We start from the raw sequence: 17,160 nt of genomic DNA on the forward strand, positions 1-17,160 counted from the left end.
CGAATTAGAAAAGAGAAAAGATGCGAATTGCAGACCATAGTGTGACCCGTGCCATTCTGGAGCGTCACGGTTTCACTTTTAAAAAATCTTTCGGTCAGAATTTCCTGACTGATACCAACATCCTCCAGAAGATTGTGGATACTGCTGAGATTGACAAAAAGGTCAATGTCATCGAAATTGGTCCTGGTATTGGGGCATTGACAGAATTTTTGGCGGAAAGTGCTGCCGAAGTCATGGCCTTTGAGATTGATGATCGGCTGGTGCCGATTTTGGCGGATACTCTGCGCGATTTTGACAATGTGACAGTGGTTAATCAGGATATTCTCAAGGTTGATCTGGCTCAGTACATAGCAGAGTTTAAGAATCCAGACCTGCCTATCAAGGTAGTGGCGAACTTGCCCTACTACATCACGACGCCGATTCTCATGCATTTGATTGAGAGCGGGATTCCTTTTAGTGAGTTTGTCGTTATGATGCAAAAAGAAGTAGCGGATCGGATATCAGCTCAGCCGAATACCAAGTCCTACGGCAGTTTGTCGATTGCGGTCCAGTATTATATGACGGCCAAGGTTGCCTTTATCGTGCCGCGAACAGTTTTTGTGCCAGCGCCTAATGTGGATTCGGCTATTCTCAAGATGGTGCGCAGAGACCAGCCAGCTGTTGCGGTACAGGACGAGAAATTCTTTTTCAAGGTCTCCAAGGCCAGCTTTGTCCATCGCCGAAAGACTCTCTGGAATAACCTGACCAGTTGTTTTGGGAAGTCAGAGGAGACCAAAGACAAGTTAACAGCTGCTTTAGAACGAGCGGAGTTATCTCCAAGTGTTCGGGGAGAAGCTCTTAGTTTAGAAGAATTTGCGCGCTTGGCAGACGCTTTGAAGTCTGAGGGATTATAAAAAAATAGAAGATCTGCTCTATATAGCTGGTCTTCTATTTTACTAATGAGGTAAATATGAAAGTGAAATTTCTGTCTTTGTTTTCTGCCCTGCTCTGGTTTTCGCAGTCTTTACTCCATTTCCTTCTACTGCTAGGACTTCCGCTGGGGCGTTTGGTATTTGGCGGCGCTTATATAGTATTTCCTTTATGGCTGCGTCCTGTCAACTTCCTGCTTTTCTTGCTGTGGGGTTTCTTTAGTCTTAGTTATCTATCTTTGGGCGGTTGGCTAAGAAGTAGCTTGAAGTCTTCTGTTCTGAGAAAGATCATCTTAAGCGGAACTGTTTTTCTCTTTTTGGGTACTGTTTTCAATTTCTTTGTGACCGCGAGTCTATTAGAGAAGTATTTAACAGGGGGACTGACCTTTCTGGCTTTTCTCAGCAGTGTAACTCTACTTCATAATAACAAAAAATCCTATCAATCATGATAGGATTACTTTTTATGCGGAGGAAGGGATTTGAACCCTCACACCCGTACGGGCACATGCGCCTGAAGCATGCGTGTCTGCCGTTCCACCACCTCCGCTTGAGATTCTATTATAACTTATTTTTGTGAAAATGCCAATAGAGAATGTGAAATTTTTTCATACTACGAAAAAGCTTCTATTTTTTCTTTACTAAAATAGTTCTATAATATTGCCATTATAGCAAGTATTTGTTACAATTAGATTAATTACTTATTTAGGTAACGAAATAAAAAAGGAGAATGTTATGAAACTGAAAAAATGGCTGCTATTTTTGATGCTGCCCCTTCTGTTTTTGCTGGATTTGAAGCTGTTTACAGCAACTGCTCAAGCGGATGCTTTGAAGAATGCAATCACAGATATTAAAATCTGGGACCATTCTAATGGCCGCGAAGCAACTAAGGTTAATGGTGCTTACAATTTGGTTCAAGGGGGAAATTATCGCTATGAGCTAGTTTTTGATTTGTCTGCTTACGATAACCAGCTCAAGGATGGGGATACCTTTACCTTTACAGTACCGAACGGTGCAACCATTGCTGATGGTACAACTTTTACTCTGACGGATAATGAAACGCAGGTCCAGCTCGGAGCTGCTAAGATGACATCGAATGGTTCAGGTAAGGGCGGTCTGATCACAGTTACTATTCAGAATTTGGCAGATTACAAGTCTAAGACAACTGCTAGTGGAGTAAGAGGGAGCTTCTTCTTTGACTTTCAGGCGACGACAGTAGGCGCTGATCAGGACTGGAATTATAATCCCGAGGAAACTCAAGGCGCGATGAGCCATAAGGTAACCATTAACGAGCGCAAACAAAGCAGTTTTTCAACAGCCGGTGAAAACTACGCTAAGATTGGAGGGGTCATTGCTAAGAAGCCATATAATTCGGCTATTCTTGGCAAGAGCGGAGACTACTCCCATAACTGGACTGTTCGTATCAATACTCAGCAAAAGACTTATAATTCTCCGATTGTTATCAAGGATGTAATTCCAGATAGCAGTGCGCCAATGCAATTCGTTCCGGAGCAATTTGTCCTTCGCCAAGGGGAGTACACGCAGAGTTTATCAAGTATTGCGAATTCTGTTATCTTGAAAGAAGGTCAAGATTATACAGTTGCCTATAATGACACTTATACAGAGTTTACTCTAACCATCAATAACCCAGGCAATCGTGCCTTTATGTTGAACTATATGACAACTTCACCAGCTGATGGTTCTTTAGTATCCAATACGGCTGAGATGGAAGTTGATAATACAAAACTGCCATTCAGAGATGACCGTCCTGGTCAGACGAGTTCTACAGTAGAGCGTAGCAGCCGGATTACAGAAGGCGGTGTCATTACAGCGGATATCAGCAACAGTCTGGTTCTCTACAAGCAAGATTCTAAGAATGGCAAAATGCTGGAAGGTGCTGTCTTTAAGGTGACAACTCCTAGCGGTGAAGAGATTACTCTGCCGCCGACAGATGCTAACGGTCGGGTTTCTACACAGCCTTTCTCAAGTGAAGAAATCAAGAAAGGTCAATTCACAGTAGAAGAAGTAACAGCTCCGGAAGGCTATGTACTGGACAGCAATCCGATGAAAGTGACCATCAAGGCTGATGGTGCAGTCAAAACAGTCAAGAATACGGTAGATCCAAATGCCAGCAAAAAGCTGACAGTCAAGAAAGTTTGGAAAGATGAAAGCAATCAGGATGGCAAGCGTCCAGCTTCTATTGCTGTAGATGTCTACGCTAACGGTCAAAAACTGGCTGATAAGACAGTGACCGTAACTGGTGGCAGTACTGATGCGGAGTGGACAGCTCAGACAAGTGATTTACCAATCTTTGATACAAATGGTCAAAAAATCACCTATACAATCGGTGAAGATCAGCTTGATGGCTACGATGCTCCAGAAGTAGATCAGGAAAATCTCACTGTTACCAATACTCGTACGCCAGAGAAAATCTCTATCAAAGCAAGCAAGAAATGGGATGACGCTGAAAATCAAGACGGTAAACGCCCTGCCAATGTTGTTGTAAAACTTTATAAAGAAGTTGGTGGTCAGAAATCAGAAGTTGAGAACCGAACTCTGACTGAAGCTGACCAGTGGGCAACCGAGTTCACCAACTTGAACAAATATGAAAAGGGACAAGAAGTTGTTTATTCTCTGGAAGAAGACGCGGTCCCTCACTATCAATCTCAGGTAACTGGCAATGCAGCTGATGGCTTTGTAGTGACCAACACTTACAAGCCAGAAACCATCAAGATTTCCGGCCAGAAGAAGTGGGAAGATGCGGACAACCAAGACGGCAAGCGTCCAAATGCTGTTAGAGTCAAGATTTTGAAAGGCCAAGATATTGTCGATGTGCAGGAAGTGACGGCTGCTAACGGTTGGAAATATGAATCTAATCCTCTTCCTAAATATGCGTCAGGTCAAGAAATTGCTTATACTGTTGCAGAAGAAGCTGTCTCAGGCTACACGAGCAAGGTGGACGGCTACAACATCACCAACTCTTACACCCCAGAAACGGTCAAGATTTCCGGTCAGAAGAGATGGGATGATGCGGACAACCAAGATGGTAAGCGTCCAGCTTCTGTTAAGGTTAAAATTCTGAATGGTGATACGGTTGTTGACGAGCAAAATGTGACTTCCGCTAACGAATGGAAGTATGAGTCGAAGGCTCTGCCTAAATATGCGTCAGGCCAAGAAATCACTTATACCGTAAGTGAGGAAGCTGTTTCGGACTACACGAGCAAGGTAGAGGGTTACAATATCACTAATTCTTATACTCCAGAGACAACGACTGTGTCTGGCAGCAAGACTTGGGAAGATGGAGATAACCAGGATGGCAAACGCCCAGCTTCTATCACAGTTAATCTGCTAGCTGACGGTCAAAAAGTCAATACCCAAACAGTCGGTGCGGCAGAAGGCTGGTCTTACAACTTTACTGGCTTGCCAGTCTATAAGGATGGTCAACGGATTACCTATACGGTGACGGAAGAAGCTGTTCCGGGCTATTCGACCAATCTCAACGGCTATAATATCACTAACTCTTATACACCAGAGAAGACAGAAATCACTGCCAGCAAGACCTGGAATGACAGCGATAATCAAGACGGCAAGCGTCCAACCAAGATTAGCATTAAGCTGATGAAGACAGTCGGCGGTGTCAAGACAGAAGTCGCTAGCAAGGAAGTGACGGCTGCTGATCAATGGCAAACCAAATTTGAAAATCTGCCAGTTTATGAAAATGGTCAGAAGATTGATTACTCTATCGAGGAAGATGATGTAGCTGGCTATACTAAAGAAATCAAAGATTTCACAGTTACCAACTCTTACACTCCAGAGATGATCAAGATTTCCGGTCAAAAAGTCTGGGATGACGCTGATAACCAAGATGGCAAGCGTCCAGCTTCTGTTAAGGTTAAGGTGAAAAATGGCGATACTGTCGTAGATGAGCTGGAAGTAACAGCTGCTAACGATTGGAAGTTTGAGTCTAAAGCTCTTCCTAAGTATGCAGCAGGCCAAGAGATTGCCTACACTGTCACTGAAGAAGCGGTTGCAGAATATCAAACTAAGATTGATAAGTTCACCATTACCAATTCTTACACTCCTCAAAGCACAGAGTATGCTGTTACGAAGGTCTGGGATGATGCTAATAACCAAGATGGCAAGCGTCCAGCTTCTATCACAGTGCAACTGTATAGCTCAGTAAATGGTAAAGAGCCAGTTGCTGTCGCAGGTAAGACATTGACCTTGACGGCTGATAATGAGGTGGCAGCTAACACTTGGAAAGCAAGCTTCACCAATCTTCCTCAGTTTGACAAGGGACAGGAGATTACCTACTCTGTCAAAGAGGATGATGCAACAGTAGCCGCTTTGAAAGAAAAAGGTTACAGTCCGAAAGTAGAGGGTCAGACAATCACTAACTCTCATACTCCAGAGCAAGTGAAGGTTTCTGGTCAGAAAGTCTGGAATGATGCAGACGATCAAGACGGCAAACGCCCAACATCTATTACAGTTAAGGTAATGGATGGAAGCACTATTGTTGATACGCTTGAAGTAACAGCTGCTAATGGATGGAAGTTTGAATCTAAAGACCTGCCTAAATATAGAAATGGTCAAGAGATTGCCTATACACTTAAGGAAGATGCTGTTGCTCAGTATGAAACTAAGATTGATAAGTTCACCATTACCAACTCCTACACTCCAGAAACTGTTAAAGTCTCTGGTCAAAAGGTTTGGGATGATGCAAATAACCAAGATGGCAAGCGCCCAGCATCTATCAAGGTCAAGATTTTGGACGGAGACAAGGTGGTAGATGAGCTGGAAGTGACAGCCGCTACTGACTGGAAGTTTGAGTCTAAAGATCTGCCTAAGAATAAGAAGGGCAAGAAAATCAACTATACAGTCCTTGAAGAAGTGACAGTTGAGGGTTATAGCAGTAGCCAAGAACAAGCAACAGATGGCAGCTTCACTTTGACTAACAGCTATAAACCAACACAGATTGCTGTTAAGGGAACTGCTGTATGGTCTGATGCTGAAAATCAAGATAAGGTGCGACCTTCTAAGGTTACTGTTCGCCTCTTGGCAGATGGCAAGCCAATCAAAGAAGAGGTTGTGTCAGGAGAAAATGGTTGGCAGTATGACTTTAGCGGCCTTCCTAAATACAAGGACGGTAAGGAAATTGTCTACAGCATTGCGGCTGATCCAGTAGATGGCTACAAGCTTGAGATCAACGGTACTCAGCTGACCTTCAGTCATATCCCTGCTAAGAAAGTGACTGTTGAAGGAGCGGTAAATAATAAGCCAGGCGGTCAAGCTCCGAAAGTCGGAGGGAAAGCTCTTCCTCGTACTGGACAGGAAGAAAGTCTTCTTGTTACTATTCTTGGCTTCTTAACAGCTCTTCTCGCAGGAGGAATGCTGATGGCTAAGGCGAAACGCAGCTAATTTGTTTTGATACTTACCGAAAATTACAGTGAGCATCTCATTCGATATAAAAAAGCGAACAGGTTCTTTTGGACTTGTTCGCTTTTATCATGTCAGTTTCATCTCAAGTATTTTAAAGTAGCTGCTTTCTATGAAAAAAGAAGTCAACCTTAAGAAATGCCTTCTATGCAAAACAAGCAAGCTAAATCTCGCATTTTTTGTTATAATGAGTGTATTAACTTTTAAGGAGTAATCTTGCAAGGAAAAATCATTAAGGCTCTAGCTGGCTTTTATTATGTAGAGTCGGACGGACAGGTTTATCAAACCAGAGCGCGGGGTAATTTTCGCAAAAAAGGGCAGACACCCTATGTCGGTGATGAAGTCGAATTTTCAGCAGAAAAAGACTCGGAAGGCTATATTTTAAAAATAGCAGAGCGAAAGAACAGTCTCGTGCGGCCTCCGATTGTCAACATTGACCAGGCAGTTGTAATCATGAGCGCGAAAGAGCCAGATTTCAATGCCAATCTGTTGGATCGCTTTCTGGTGCTTTTAGAGCGTAAGCGGATTCATCCTATTATCTACATCAGCAAGTTAGACCTGCTTGGAGATGAGCAGAGCTTGGATGTCTATGTACAGGCCTATCAGTCCATCGGCTATGAGGTCATTAAGACGACTGAGGAGTTGCTGCCACTGCTGACAGGGAAAATCACTGTTTTTATGGGACAGACTGGGGTTGGAAAGTCCACCCTGCTCAATAAGATTGCCCCAGACCTGCAGCTGGAAACAGGAGAGATTTCTGAAAGTCTGGGCCGCGGCCGTCATACGACACGGGCTGTCAGCTTTTACAATCTAAATGGTGGGAAGATTGCTGACACACCAGGATTTTCGTCTTTGGATTACGAGGTGAGCACAGCTGAAGATCTCAATCAAGCTTTTCCAGAGATTGCTGAGTTTAGCCAGTCCTGTAAGTTTCGTACTTGCACTCATACCCACGAGCCAGCTTGTGCTGTCAAGCCAGCAGTTGAGTCCGGCCAGATAGCTTCATTCCGCTTTGATAATTACCTGCAGTTTCTCAGCGAGATTGAAAATCGCCGGGAAACCTATAAAAAAGTTGCCAAAAAAAATTCTAAATAAGGAGAAGAACTATGACATCATTCAAAATTGCCCCTTCAATTTTAAGTGCGGACTATGCTAATTTTGAAGCAGAGTTAAGAAAATTAGAAGCGACAGGTGCTGAGTATGCTCATATTGACATTATGGACGGTCATTTTGTACCGAATATCAGCTTTGGAGCTGGGGTTGTTGCCAGTATGCGTCCTCACAGCAAGCTGGTCTTTGACTGTCATCTGATGGTTTCCAATCCTGAGCATCATATCGAAGAATTCGCTCGTGCCGGTGCAGATATTATCAGCATCCATGCCGAAGCGACACCTCATATCCACGGAGCGCTGCAGAAGATTCGAGCAGCAGGAGTTAAGCCTAGTGTTGTGATTAATCCGGGAACACCAGTCGAAGCAGTTAAAAATGTCTTAAATCTGGTTGATCAAGTCCTTGTGATGACAGTTAATCCAGGCTTTGGCGGTCAGGCCTTTCTACCAGAAACTATGGATAAGATTCGTGAACTGGTCGTTCTGCGCGAAGTCAATCAGCTGAATTTTGATATTGAAGTGGATGGCGGTATTGACGATAAGACGATCGGAATTGCTAAAGAAGCCGGTGCCAATGTATTCGTAGCTGGCAGCTATGTCTTCAAAGGTGATGTCAATCATCAAGTCCAAACCTTACGGGATGCCCTACATGACTAAGGTTGCGCTGTTTGCTGGCGGAAACTTGGAGCATTTTAGCTTAGATTTTGATGTTTTGGTCGGAGTAGACCGTGGGAGCCACTTTCTGTTTGAGCAGGGAGTTTGTCCTGACTTGGCTGTCGGGGATTTTGACTCTGTGAGCAAGGAAGAGTTGCTGCGCATAAAAGATAATGCCAAGGAAGTCGTTCAGGCCCATCCTGAAAAGGATGATACAGATCTGGAGTTAGCTGTTCTGGCTTGTTTTGAACGGTATCCAGATGCTTGTCTAACTATTTTTGGAGCCTTTGGCGGTCGTCTGGATCATGCCTTGGCCAATGTTTTCCTACCCAGTAATGAAAAAATTGCACCATATATGGAGAAGATTTTTCTGGAAGACGAACAGAATCTGCTGACCTATGTTCCCAAGGGGCGCCATGAAATCAAACCAGTACCTGGTATGCGTTATCTGGCTTTTCTGCCATCGGATGATGCTGCCTTAACGATTGAGGGCGCCAAATATCCGCTCAATAAAGATAACTTTTTTTTCAAAAAAGTGTATGCTTCTAACGAATTTATAGATAAGCCCATTTATTTGGACTTTGATAGCGGCTATACAGTCGTCATTTACAGCAAAGACAGGAGCTGATATGGAGTTTATAATTATCCTCATTCTTTTGGGAAACCTAGTGCTGACTTTTCTCCTATGGCAAAAGCTCAGTCAGCAGACTGAGACGCTAAAGCAAGTCTTGGAAAATCAGGCAGATCATCTATCGGATCAGTTGGACTATCGCTTGGAGCAAGAAAGCCAGAAAAAGCAAACGGCTCAGAAAGAGCTGGAATTAGCTCTGGGAGATCGCTTAAGCGAGGTCAGGACAGACTTGCACCGCAACTTGACAGAGCTGCGCTTGGAAATCAGTGACAACCTGACCAAGAATCGGGATAAAACTGACGAGCGTATGCAGCAGATCCAAGAGTCCAATGAAACCCGTCTAGAGCAGATGCGTCAGACTGTTGAAGAAAAATTGGAAAAAACACTTCAGACTCGTCTTCAGACTTCTTTTGAAACCGTCTCTAAGCAGTTGGAGTCTGTCAATCGCGGTCTGGGAGAAATGCAGAGTGTTGCTCGAGATGTCGGTACACTGAATAAGGTCTTATCCAACACCAAGACACGAGGGATTCTAGGGGAGCTGCAGCTGGGGCAGATTATTGAGGACATCATGACGGCCAGTCAGTATGAGCGAGAGTTTGTGACAGTGGCCGGTTCCAGTGAGCGTGTCGAATATGCCATTAAACTGCCAGGACAGACAGAGCATGAATATGTCTACCTGCCTATTGATTCTAAGTTTCCTCTGGCTGATTACTACCGTTTGGAAGATGCTTATGAGTCTGGCAGCAAGGAAGAGATTGAGCACTACCGCAAGTCTCTCTTAGCAAGTGTTAAACGCTTTGCCAAGGATATTAAGAGTAAATATCTGGCACCACCAGCTACGACCAATTTTGGCATTATGTTTCTGCCAACGGAAGGTCTCTATTCGGAAGTTGTCCGCAACCCAGCATTTTTTGACAGTTTGCGACGGGAGGAGCAGATTGTGGTAGCGGGACCATCTACCCTCTCTGCTCTGCTCAATTCACTGTCTGTCGGCTTTAAAACGCTCAATATTCAAAAAAGTGCGGACGACATCAGCAAGGTTCTGGGCTCAGTCAAATCCGAGTTTAACAAGTTCGGTGGCATTCTGACCAAGGCACAGAAACATTTGCAGCATGCTTCAGGCAATATTGATGAACTCTTGACCCGGCGGACAGGAGCTATCGAAAGAACCTTACGCCATATTGAGCTGTCTGACCAAGACCTCGATTTGAACTTACTTGATTTTTCAGAAGAAAGGGAAAACAATGAAGATTAATCAAATGAAAAAAGATGAACTGTTTGAAGGTTTCTATCTGATCAAGTCAGCAGAAGTCCGTCAGACAAGGGCTGGGAAAAATTATCTGGCCTTCACTTTCCAAGACGATACAGGAGTAATCGAGGGCAAACTCTGGGATGCTCAGCCGCATAATGTTGAAGAATTTACCGCTGGTAAGGTCGTACACATGCAAGGCCGACGGGAAGTTTACAATAACACGCCTCAGGTCAATCAACTGACCCTGCGTCTTCCTAAGGCTGGAGAGCCCAACGATCCAGCGGATTTCAAGGAAAAACCGCCAGTAGATCAGAAAGAAATCCGAGACTATTTATCTCAGATGATTTTCAAGATTGAGAATTCGGTCTGGCAGCGCGTGGTCCGCTCGCTTTATAGCAAGTATGACAAGGAGTTCTATTCCTATCCAGCTGCCAAGACCAATCACCATGCTTTTGAGTCTGGTCTGTCCTTTCATACCGCTACTATGGTCAAGCTGGCAGATGCTATCGGAGACATTTATCCTCAGCTTAATAAAAGCTTGTTATTCGCAGGGATCATGCTCCATGACTTGGCCAAGGTTATTGAGCTCAGCGGTCCAGAAAATACAGAGTACACTGTGCGAGGCAATCTGATTGGCCACATCGCTTTGATTGATGAAGAATTGACCAAGACCTTGATGGAGCTGAAAATTGACGATAGTAAGGAAGAGGTTATTGTCCTGCGGCATGTTCTTCTCAGCCACCACGGTCTCTTGGAATATGGCAGTCCTGTCCGGCCTAAGATTATGGAGGCGGAGATTCTGCACATGATTGATAATCTGGATGCGGAGATGATGATGATGACTGCTGCCTTAGGACTTGTAGATCCAGGTCAAATGAGCAATAAAATATTCGCTCTTGAAGGCCGTTCTTTCTACAAACCAAAACTTGAACAGTAAAATACGAAAAATGGACATTACTTGGAAAAGAATGTTCGTTTTTTTGTTTCTGTTATGGTATAATGAATAAAATAACTTTAATTGGTGAAAAAATGAAATTAAGAAGAAGTGAGCGTATGGTGGTTATTTCTAATTATTTGATTAACCATCCTTATGAATTAACGAGCTTAAATACATTTGCAGAAAAATATGAATCTGCCAAATCTTCTATTTCAGAAGATATTGTCATTATTAAGCGAGCCTTTGAAGAGATTGAAATTGGGACCATTGAAACGATTACTGGTGCAGGTGGAGGAGTCATTTTTAGCCCGTCCATCTCCGATACAGAAGCTAAGACCATTGTACAAGGTCTTTGTGATCAGCTATCTGAAAGTAATCGGATTCTTCCTGGGGGCTACATTTATCTATCTGATCTGCTCAGCACTCCATCCATTTTAAATAATATCGGCCGGATTATTGCCAAAAGCTTTAAAGGTCAACAGATTGATGCTGTCATGACGGTTGCAACTAAGGGTGTACCTTTGGCCAATGCAGTAGCCAATGTTCTCAATGTACCTTTTGTCATCGTTCGTCGGGATTTAAAGATTACAGAAGGGTCAACGGTCAGTGTCAACTATGTATCGGGCTCCAGCGGAGATCGTATTGAAAAGATGTTCTTGTCCAAGCGCAGTCTCAAGGCCGGCAGCCGCGTCTTGATTGTGGATGACTTCCTCAAAGGCGGGGGGACCATTACAGGGATGATTAGCCTCTTATCTGAGTTTGACTCTGAGTTGGCAGGTGTAGCTGTCTTTGCGGACAACGCGCAGGCCAATCGCGATTATCTGGACTATAAATCGCTCTTGAAAGTAACCAATATTGATGTCAAGGCGAATACCATTGATGTGGAAATTGGAAATATTTTTGATTAGGGAAAAGGGCGGAGATTATAGATGAAAACAGTTTTAGAAAAGTTTGACCACAGTCCGCTGTGGATTCGTTTAGGAGTATTGTCGATTTTATTTGGGATTCTGATTACTGGCATGATTTTGGTGCAGGGGCAGTCTAATTCTAATAAGAATTCAGTTAGTTCAGCTGCCAGCATCGCATCAAGCAGCTCTTCCTTACAACTGTCTTCTGCTCAAAAAGAAGCACAGGAAAAAGAAATTCAGGAAGAGGAGCAAGCAGTTCAGGCCGCAGAAGAAGCGGTTAAACAGCTTGAAACCATGCAAACTTTGGAAGATTTGCAGCTAGCTAAGACTGCAGCAGAGAAGGTCAAAGATGCAGCTACTAAGGCTAAATTCCAAAGCCGTATTCATGCAATAGCTGTCCTGATTGACCCAGAAGGGGCTCAGGCTGGTGTTTATGAAAATCCAGCTGCTGTATCAGAAGAAGCAGTGGCTCAGTCGCAGCAATAAGTTAGCAGAAATCTAATAAGCAGAGATAGGCTTAAAATAGAAAAAATGTATTGACAGAGAAGTATCGTCGTGCTATAATGATAGACGGTACTTTTTACTTTTGGTCTCTCAAAAGTGTACAGAGACGTGCTGACAAATGTTGCAAAAGTACACGCAGATGGTAGCTGTCACCAAGTGTATCATCACCAAAATTAAAAAAATACAGGAGAATGTAGATGCCTACAATTAACCAATTGGTTCGCAAACCGCGTAAATCAAAAGTAGAAAAATCTAAATCACCAGCTTTGAACGTTGGTTACAACAGCCATAAAAAAGTTCAAACAAACGTATCTTCACCACAAAAACGTGGAGTTGCTACTCGTGTCGGAACAATGACACCTAAGAAGCCTAACTCTGCCCTTCGTAAGTTTGCCCGTGTACGTCTGAGCAACCTGATTGAAGTTACAGCTTACATCCCAGGTATCGGACACAACCTGCAAGAGCACAGCGTAGTGCTTCTTCGTGGTGGACGTGTAAAAGACCTTCCAGGGGTACGTTACCATATCGTCCGCGGTGCACTTGATACAGCAGGTGTTACTGATCGTAAACAAGGCCGTTCTAAATACGGTACTAAAAAACCAAAAGCATAAGGAAAGGGGAGAAAGATAAATGAGTCGTAAAAACCAAGCGCCTAAGCGCGAAGTATTGCCAGATCCGCTTTACAATTCAAAATTAGTTACTCGTCTTATCAACCGCGTTATGCTTGATGGTAAGCGTGGTACAGCGGCTTCTATCGTTTACGGAGCTTTTGATCAAATCAAAGAAGCAACTGGAAACGATGCGCTGGAAGTATTTGAAACAGCTATGGAAAACATCATGCCTGTACTTGAAGTTCGTGCTCGCCGTGTCGGTGGTTCAAACTACCAAGTTCCGGTTGAAGTTCGTCCAGAACGTCGTACAACACTTGGACTTCGCTGGTTGGTAACTATTGCTCGTCAACGTGGTGAGCACACAATGGTTGACCGCCTTGCAAAAGAAATCTTGGATGCATCTAACAACACTGGTGCAGCTGTTAAGAAACGTGAAGACACTCACCGTATGGCAGAAGCTAACCGTGCCTTCGCACACTTCCGTTGGTAAGAATAAGATACTAAAGGCGTTAAAAAAGCGACTGAAAATTAGGAAGCTTGATGCAGAATCAAAGATTCTAGAAAAGCTTATCTATTTTCCGAGCTTTTAGCCCGAGTTCAATTCAACTTATCTACAAGTTGAGACCAACAAAAACAAGATAAACATTGAGAACGGGTAGGTCCTGCCTATCCGTTTTTGCTAAATAATGTTATAATAAACTGTAAAATAAATTAATAGGAGAAATAACCAAATGGCTCGCGAATTTTCACTTGAAAAAACTCGTAATATCGGTATCATGGCCCACGTCGATGCTGGTAAAACAACAACAACTGAGCGTATTCTTTACTACACTGGTAAAATCCACAAAATCGGTGAAACTCACGAAGGTGCGTCACAAATGGACTGGATGGAGCAAGAGCAAGAGCGTGGTATCACTATCACATCTGCTGCGACAACAGCTCAATGGAACAACCACCGTGTAAACATCATCGACACACCAGGACACGTGGACTTTACAATCGAAGTACAACGTTCTCTTCGTGTCTTGGATGGTGCGGTTACCGTTCTTGACTCACAATCAGGTGTTGAGCCTCAAACTGAAACAGTTTGGCGCCAAGCAACTGAGTACGGAGTTCCTCGTATCGTATTTGCTAACAAGATGGACAAGATTGGTGCTGACTTCCTTTACTCAGTAAGCACTTTGCATGATCGTCTTCAAGCAAACGCTCATCCAATCCAATTGCCAATTGGTTCAGAAGATGACTTCCGCGGAATTATCGACTTGATCAAGATGAAGGCTGAAATCTATACTAACGACCTTGGTACAGATATTTTGGAAGAAGATATCCCAGCTGAATACCTTGAGCAAGCTCAAGAATACCGTGAAAAATTGGTGGAAGCAGTTGCTGAAACTGATGAAGACTTGATGATGAAATACCTTGAAGGTGAAGAAATCACTAACGAAGAATTGAAAGCTGCTATCCGCAAAGCGACTATCAACGTTGAATTCTTCCCAGTATTGTGTGGTTCTGCCTTCAAGAACAAGGGTGTTCAGTTGATGCTTGATGCAGTTATCGACTACTTGCCAAGCCCACTTGACATCCCAGCTATTAAGGGTATCAACCCAGACACTGAAGAAGAAGAAACTCGTCCTGCATCTGATGAAGAGCCGTTTGCAGCTCTTGCCTTCAAGATCATGACTGACCCATTCGTAGGTCGTTTGACTTTCTTCCGTGTTTACTCAGGTGTTCTGAACAGCGGTTCATACGTATTGAACACTTCTAAAGGTAAACGTGAGCGTATCGGACGTATCCTGCAAATGCACGCTAACAGCCGTAATGAAATCGAAACAGTATACGCTGGTGATATCGCTGCTGCCGTAGGTTTGAAAGATACAACTACTGGTGACTCATTGACAGATGAAAAAGCTAAAATCATCCTTGAGTCTATCAACGTTCCAGAACCAGTTATCCAATTGATGGTTGAGCCTAAGTCTAAGGCTGACCAAGACAAGATGGGTGTTGCCCTGCAAAAACTTGCTGAAGAAGATCCAACTTTCCGCGTTGAAACAAACGTTGAAACTGGTGAAACAGTTATCTCTGGTATGGGTGAGCTTCACTTGGATGTCCTTGTTGACCGTATGCGTCGTGAGTTCAAGGTTGAAGCTAACGTAGGTGCACCTCAAGTATCTTACCGTGAAACTTTCCGCGCTTCTACTCAAGCTCGTGGATTCTTCAAACGCCAATCTGGTGGTAAAGGTCAATTCGGTGACGTTTGGATCGAGTTCACACCAAACGAAGAAGGAAAAGGCTTCGAGTTTGAAAATGCTATCGTTGGTGGTGTAGTTCCACGTGAATTCATCCCAGCAGTAGAAAAAGGTTTGGTTGAGTCAATGGCTAATGGTGTCCTTGCTGGTTACCCAATCGTTGACGTGAAAGCTAAACTTTACGATGGTTCATACCACGATGTCGACTCATCTGAAACAGCCTTCAAGGTTGCGGCTTCACTTGCATTGAAAGAAGCTGCTAAGACTGCACAACCAGCTATCCTTGAGCCAATGATGTTGGTAACAATCACTGTTCCTGAAGAAAATCTTGGTGACGTTATGGGTCACGTAACAGCTCGTCGTGGACGTGTTGACGGCATGGAAGCGCATGGTAACAGCCAAATCGTTCGTGCCTATGTGCCACTTGCTGAAATGTTCGGTTATGCAACAGTTCTTCGTTCAGCATCACAAGGACGCGGTACCTTCATGATGGTATTTGACCACTACGAAGATGTACCTAAGTCAGTACAAGAAGAAATCATTAAGAAAAACAAAGGTGAGGCTTAAGCTTTGAGCTGAACCTTGGCACTCGCGATTGCGGGTGCTTTTTCTATTTTTTAGAGAACCGACCCCTCAATAAAAAGGGGAAATGATTGATTTTGTAAGTTTTATTTCTACATTTTCAAAAGATACTGCTTTGCTTTTTCAAATCAATGAAAGTCGAAATGAAAGTTAGTGAAAGAATTCATAATACTTGTTAATAACAATGAAATCAGTTGCATTTTACCTCAATTAAGTATATAATAGAAATGTTGAAAGGTGATTTGTAGCAACTCAAGTTACTCTTTTCACATAAAAATTTTTTGATTTTCATAAGGAGGAAATCACGAATGGTAGTTAAAGTTGGTATTAACGGTTTCGGTCGTATCGGTCGTCTTGCTTTCCGTCGTATCCAAAACGTAGAAGGTGTTGAAGTTACTCGCATCAACGACCTTACAGATCCAGTAATGCTTGCACATCTGTTGAAATACGATACAACTCAAGGTCGTTTCGATGGTACTGTTGAAGTTAAAGAAGGTGGATTCGAAGTTAACGGAAAATTCGTTAAAGTTTCTGCTGAACGTGACCCAGAACAAATTGACTGGGCTACTGACGGTGTAGAAATCGTTCTTGAAGCAACTGGTTTCTTTGCTAAGAAAGATGCTGCTGAAAAACACCTTAAAGGTGGTGCTAAGAAAGTTGTTATCACTGCTCCAGGTGGAAATGACGTTAAGACAGTTGTATACAACACTAACCACGACGTTCTTGACGGTACTGAAACAGTTATCTCAGGTGCTTCATGTACTACAAACTGCTTGGCTCCAATGGCTAAAGCACTTCAAGACAACTTCGGTGTTGTTGAAGGATTGATGACTACTATCCACGCTTACACTGGTGACCAAATGATCCTTGACGGACCACACCGTGGTGGTGACCTTCGTCGTGCTCGTGCTGGTGCTGCAAACATCGTTCCTAACTCAACTGGTGCTGCTAAAGCTATCGGTTTGGTTATCCCAGAATTGAACGGTAAATTGGACGGATCTGCACAACGCGTTCCAACTCCAACTGGATCAGTTACTGAATTGGTTGCTGTTCTTGAAAAGAACGTAACAGTTGATGAAGTAAACGCAGCTATGAAAGCAGCTTCAAACGAATCATACGGTTACACAGAAGATCCAATCGTATCTTCAGATATCGTAGGTATGTCTTACGGTTCATTGTTTGACGCAACTCAAACTAAAGTTCTTGATGTTGACGGCAAACAATTGGTTAAAGTTGTATCATGGTACGACAACGAAATGTCATACACTGCACAACTTGTACGTACTCTTGAATACTTCGCGAAAATCGCTAAATAATTCAATGGTAAAAGAAAGAGGCTCATTTGAGTCTCTTTTTTTGTGCACTGTTTTACGAGAATTATCAGA

At 43.3% G+C, this 17,160-nt stretch carries 14 protein-coding genes and 1 tRNA gene; 14 read left to right on the top strand and 1 reads right to left on the bottom strand.

Annotated elements, in window-relative coordinates; translation table 11 throughout:
* Positions 1 to 20 precede the first annotated feature (20 nt).
* Together rsmA and J1C81_RS01315 are read left to right on the top strand one after the other, a co-directional pair.
* Positions 21 to 893 (top strand): 16S rRNA (adenine(1518)-N(6)/adenine(1519)-N(6))-dimethyltransferase RsmA, encoded by an 873-nt coding sequence (gene rsmA / locus J1C81_RS01310; RefSeq protein WP_002916569.1) that lies wholly within the window; start codon positions 21 to 23, stop codon positions 891 to 893.
* A gap of 56 nt (positions 894 to 949) precedes the next feature.
* Positions 950 to 1,357 (top strand): hypothetical protein, encoded by a 408-nt coding sequence (locus J1C81_RS01315; protein WP_002916566.1) that lies wholly within the window; start codon positions 950 to 952, stop codon positions 1,355 to 1,357.
* A 15-nt stretch (positions 1,358 to 1,372) separates the two neighbouring features.
* On the opposite strand, the gene J1C81_RS01320 is transcribed toward J1C81_RS01315, so the two are convergent.
* A tRNA-Leu gene (locus J1C81_RS01320) sits at positions 1,373 to 1,455 on the bottom strand.
* Between the two features lie 185 nt (positions 1,456 to 1,640).
* On the opposite strand from J1C81_RS01320, the gene J1C81_RS01325 reads away from it, so the two are divergent.
* The 12 genes from J1C81_RS01325 to gap all read left to right on the top strand — a co-directional run bounded on the left by J1C81_RS01325 (position 1,641) and on the right by gap (position 17,091).
* On the top strand, positions 1,641 to 6,323 hold the full coding sequence (locus tag J1C81_RS01325) for a Cna B-type domain-containing protein (RefSeq protein ID WP_002916564.1): 4,683 nt from the start codon (positions 1,641 to 1,643) through the stop codon (positions 6,321 to 6,323).
* 234 nt (positions 6,324 to 6,557) lie between these two features.
* Positions 6,558 to 7,436 carry a ribosome small subunit-dependent GTPase A gene (rsgA, locus tag J1C81_RS01330; RefSeq protein ID WP_002916563.1) on the top strand — a complete coding sequence of 293 codons (879 nt, stop codon included), beginning with the start codon at positions 6,558 to 6,560 and terminating at the stop codon, positions 7,434 to 7,436.
* Positions 7,437 to 7,447: 11 nt separating this feature from the next.
* On the top strand, positions 7,448 to 8,107 hold the full coding sequence (gene rpe / locus J1C81_RS01335; protein ID WP_002916562.1) for a ribulose-phosphate 3-epimerase: 660 nt from the start codon (positions 7,448 to 7,450) through the stop codon (positions 8,105 to 8,107).
* Complete coding sequence (locus J1C81_RS01340; protein WP_002916561.1) at positions 8,100 to 8,732, top strand: thiamine diphosphokinase; 633 nt, start codon at positions 8,100 to 8,102, stop codon at positions 8,730 to 8,732. Before rpe ends, J1C81_RS01340 begins: the two co-directional genes overlap by 8 nt.
* A gap of 1 nt (position 8,733) precedes the next feature.
* Positions 8,734 to 9,990, top strand: a complete 1,257-nt coding sequence (rmuC, locus tag J1C81_RS01345; protein ID WP_002916560.1) for a DNA recombination protein RmuC — start codon at positions 8,734 to 8,736, stop codon at positions 9,988 to 9,990.
* Entirely contained in the window at positions 9,980 to 10,924 is a 945-nt protein-coding gene (locus J1C81_RS01350; protein WP_002916559.1) for a 3'-5' exoribonuclease YhaM family protein, read from the top strand. The genes rmuC and J1C81_RS01350 overlap by 11 nt, the downstream gene beginning before the upstream one ends.
* 92 nt (positions 10,925 to 11,016) lie before the next feature.
* Entirely contained in the window at positions 11,017 to 11,832 is an 816-nt protein-coding gene (gene purR, locus J1C81_RS01355; protein ID WP_032909974.1) for a pur operon repressor, read from the top strand.
* A 21-nt stretch (positions 11,833 to 11,853) separates the two neighbouring features.
* A complete protein-coding gene (locus J1C81_RS01360; protein WP_002916557.1) occupies positions 11,854 to 12,318 on the top strand; it encodes a hypothetical protein in 465 nt (154 codons plus the stop codon).
* Between the two features lie 215 nt (positions 12,319 to 12,533).
* On the top strand, positions 12,534 to 12,947 hold the full coding sequence (gene rpsL, locus J1C81_RS01365) for a 30S ribosomal protein S12 (RefSeq protein ID WP_002893867.1): 414 nt from the start codon (positions 12,534 to 12,536) through the stop codon (positions 12,945 to 12,947).
* A 19-nt stretch (positions 12,948 to 12,966) separates the two neighbouring features.
* Positions 12,967 to 13,437 carry a 30S ribosomal protein S7 gene (rpsG, locus tag J1C81_RS01370; protein WP_002893865.1) on the top strand — a complete coding sequence of 157 codons (471 nt, stop codon included), beginning with the start codon at positions 12,967 to 12,969 and terminating at the stop codon, positions 13,435 to 13,437.
* Between the two features lie 241 nt (positions 13,438 to 13,678).
* Positions 13,679 to 15,760, top strand: coding sequence for an elongation factor G (gene fusA, locus J1C81_RS01375; RefSeq protein ID WP_002916556.1), 2,082 nt, complete (start codon positions 13,679 to 13,681; stop codon positions 15,758 to 15,760).
* 323 nt (positions 15,761 to 16,083) lie between these two features.
* Positions 16,084 to 17,091, top strand: a complete 1,008-nt coding sequence (gene gap / locus J1C81_RS01380; RefSeq protein WP_002916555.1) for a type I glyceraldehyde-3-phosphate dehydrogenase — start codon at positions 16,084 to 16,086, stop codon at positions 17,089 to 17,091.
* Positions 17,092 to 17,160: the final 69 nt, after the last annotated feature.

Source organism: Streptococcus sanguinis, from assembly GCF_050225395.1.
Taxonomy (GTDB): domain Bacteria; phylum Bacillota; class Bacilli; order Lactobacillales; family Streptococcaceae; genus Streptococcus.

Bases quoted from the DNA above. Each gene is read 5' to 3' on its own strand.
- rsmA (WP_002916569.1), top strand. From the start codon at position 21: ATGCGAATTGCAGACCATAGTGTGACCCGTGCCATTCTGGAGCGTCAC.
- J1C81_RS01315 (WP_002916566.1), top strand. From the start codon at position 950: ATGAAAGTGAAATTTCTGTCTTTGTTTTCTGCCCTGCTCTGGTTTTCG.
- J1C81_RS01325 (WP_002916564.1), top strand. From the start codon at position 1,641: ATGAAACTGAAAAAATGGCTGCTATTTTTGATGCTGCCCCTTCTGTTT.
- rpe (WP_002916562.1), top strand. From the start codon at position 7,448: ATGACATCATTCAAAATTGCCCCTTCAATTTTAAGTGCGGACTATGCT.
- J1C81_RS01340 (WP_002916561.1), top strand. From the start codon at position 8,100: ATGACTAAGGTTGCGCTGTTTGCTGGCGGAAACTTGGAGCATTTTAGC.
- rmuC (WP_002916560.1), top strand. From the start codon at position 8,734: ATGGAGTTTATAATTATCCTCATTCTTTTGGGAAACCTAGTGCTGACT.
- J1C81_RS01350 (WP_002916559.1), top strand. From the start codon at position 9,980: ATGAAGATTAATCAAATGAAAAAAGATGAACTGTTTGAAGGTTTCTAT.
- purR (WP_032909974.1), top strand. From the start codon at position 11,017: ATGAAATTAAGAAGAAGTGAGCGTATGGTGGTTATTTCTAATTATTTG.
- J1C81_RS01360 (WP_002916557.1), top strand. From the start codon at position 11,854: ATGAAAACAGTTTTAGAAAAGTTTGACCACAGTCCGCTGTGGATTCGT.
- rpsL (WP_002893867.1), top strand. From the start codon at position 12,534: ATGCCTACAATTAACCAATTGGTTCGCAAACCGCGTAAATCAAAAGTA.
- rpsG (WP_002893865.1), top strand. From the start codon at position 12,967: ATGAGTCGTAAAAACCAAGCGCCTAAGCGCGAAGTATTGCCAGATCCG.
- fusA (WP_002916556.1), top strand. From the start codon at position 13,679: ATGGCTCGCGAATTTTCACTTGAAAAAACTCGTAATATCGGTATCATG.
- gap (WP_002916555.1), top strand. From the start codon at position 16,084: ATGGTAGTTAAAGTTGGTATTAACGGTTTCGGTCGTATCGGTCGTCTT.